The organism is Cellulomonas septica, from assembly GCF_012396155.1.
Taxonomy (GTDB): domain Bacteria; phylum Actinomycetota; class Actinomycetes; order Actinomycetales; family Cellulomonadaceae; genus Cellulomonas; species Cellulomonas septica.
In genome coordinates, this window is the sequence record NZ_JAAXOY010000727.1 from 1 (window position 1) to 1,701 (window position 1,701).

At 75.5% G+C, this 1,701-nt stretch carries 3 protein-coding genes; 1 reads left to right on the forward strand and 2 read right to left on the reverse strand.

Annotated features, from left to right (window positions below):
* Positions 1 to 140: 140 nt before the first annotated feature.
* Together HGA02_RS18600 and HGA02_RS18605 are read right to left on the reverse strand one after the other, a co-directional pair.
* On the reverse strand, positions 141 to 662 hold the full coding sequence (locus HGA02_RS18600) for a type III secretion system chaperone family protein (RefSeq protein WP_124344412.1): 522 nt from the start codon (positions 660 to 662) through the stop codon (positions 141 to 143).
* Between the two features lie 13 nt (positions 663 to 675).
* On the reverse strand, positions 676 to 1,275 hold the full coding sequence (locus HGA02_RS18605; protein WP_168680809.1) for a type III secretion system chaperone family protein: 600 nt from the start codon (positions 1,273 to 1,275) through the stop codon (positions 676 to 678).
* A gap of 82 nt (positions 1,276 to 1,357) precedes the next feature.
* Here HGA02_RS18605 and HGA02_RS18610 point away from each other — a divergent pair.
* On the forward strand, positions 1,358 to 1,701 hold a 344-nt coding region (locus tag HGA02_RS18610), incomplete at its 3' end, for a hypothetical protein (protein WP_210728801.1).

Sequence of the window (1,701 nt, forward strand, 5' to 3'; positions counted from 1 at the left end):
GGGCGGCGACGCGCACGACCACGGCGGTGCGGGTGCGGCGTGCGGGACGGGTGCACCGGCGCCGACAGGCCCCGTCGTCCTCGGGCTGCCGACGATCGGCCTGCGCGCCTGACCGTCGCGCGGACCGCCCGCGCGGACCGTCAGTTGTCCGGCAGGTCCGGCGGGGGAGCGTCGTCGCGCGGCAGCAGCCCCTCGAGCGCGGCGAACATCTGCACGCCCGTGCCGAGCCCGCACGCGACGAGCTGCGCGAGCTGCAGGTCCGTGACGCCCGGCTCGAAGTCGGCGGACACCTCGCTGTAGAGCGCGATGACGCCGTCCTCCTCGCGCAGGTACGCCTTGGGCCAGATGCGCTCGCGGTTCCAGTCGTTGACCGCGAGACCCACGGCCGCGCGCTGCTCGAGCGCGAACGTGCGGTGCCAGCGTCCGCGCACCTGGAGGATCTCCTGGTGCTCGCCGAGCATGAGGAACCAGAACCGGCTGCCGTCCCACGTCCCGGTGAGGTCGCCGTCCTCGTCGACGACGAACCGGTAGCCGCGCCCGAGCAGGTAGTCCCCGATCCGGTCCCGGGCGAGCGGACGCGGCGGCTCGTCGTCGGCCGACGGTCGCTTGGTGGGCTTGGGCAGCCCGCCGAGGACCCGCAGCAGCCAGCCGGGTCCGCTCATCGTGCCTCCCGCCTCACGGTGCGACCCCCGCGGGGTCGGGATAGCGCTCGTCGAGCGCGTCGAAGAACATGCTGCCGGTCGACAGCCCGCAGAACAGCATCTGGCTGAGCTGGGCGTCGGTCGCGCCGTGCTCGAGGTCGGTCGCGACCTCGGACACGACGTGCACGCGCCCGTTGTCGCGCACCCGCACGTACGCCTTGGGCCAGATGCGGTCGGCGTTCCACTCGTTGCACAGGTCGAGCACCTCCTCGAGGCGCTCGATCGCGATCTCGCGGTGCCACTGGCCGCGGACCTGCAGGATCTCGGCCCGCTCGCCGAAGAGGAAGAAGTAGAACAGCCGGCCCCGCCACAGCCCGCCGAGGTCGCCGTCGTTGTCGACGAAGTAGCTGAACTGGTTCTCGGTCATCCACGCCGCGATCCGGGCGGGGGTGACGGCCGTCGGCACGTCCTCGGACGGCTCCGCGACACCGAGCTCGCGGGCCAGCAGGGCCGCGACGCGCTCGTGCAGCTCGTCGTCCGTGGGCTCCGGCGCGACGACGTCGCGCGAGGCGTGACGCACCGGCCGCGGGCGGCGCGTGAGCCAGCGGCGGGCACGGTCGGCGAACGGTGCCATGCGGACGACCCTACCCGCGCCCGCCGACGCCGCGCGGTCTCCGGCCACGGTCATCCGTCCGCCACCCGATACGGTCGGGGGCATGCTCGTCGCCGTGGCCCTGGTGCCCGACACCGCCCTCCTGGTCCCGGGGGTCTCCGGCCGTCACGACGCCCTCCCCGCGCTGCGCGACGCGGCGCTGACGGCGGTCGCGCAGGCGGTCGACGGGGCCGCGTCGGTCGTGGTCGTCGCGCCCGCCGCACGCGCGGCCGAGCCCGTCGGGACGCTGCGGGGGTCGCTCGCGGCCGTCGGCGTCCCCGACGCGCTGCTCGGCTGGCCGGTCCCCGAGGCCGTCGTCAGCGCGGCCCGGACCGCCGAGGCCGCTGACGCCGTCGTCGGCACGCCCCGGACCGTCGTGGTCCCCGCGGTCGCGTCCGCAGTCGCGCT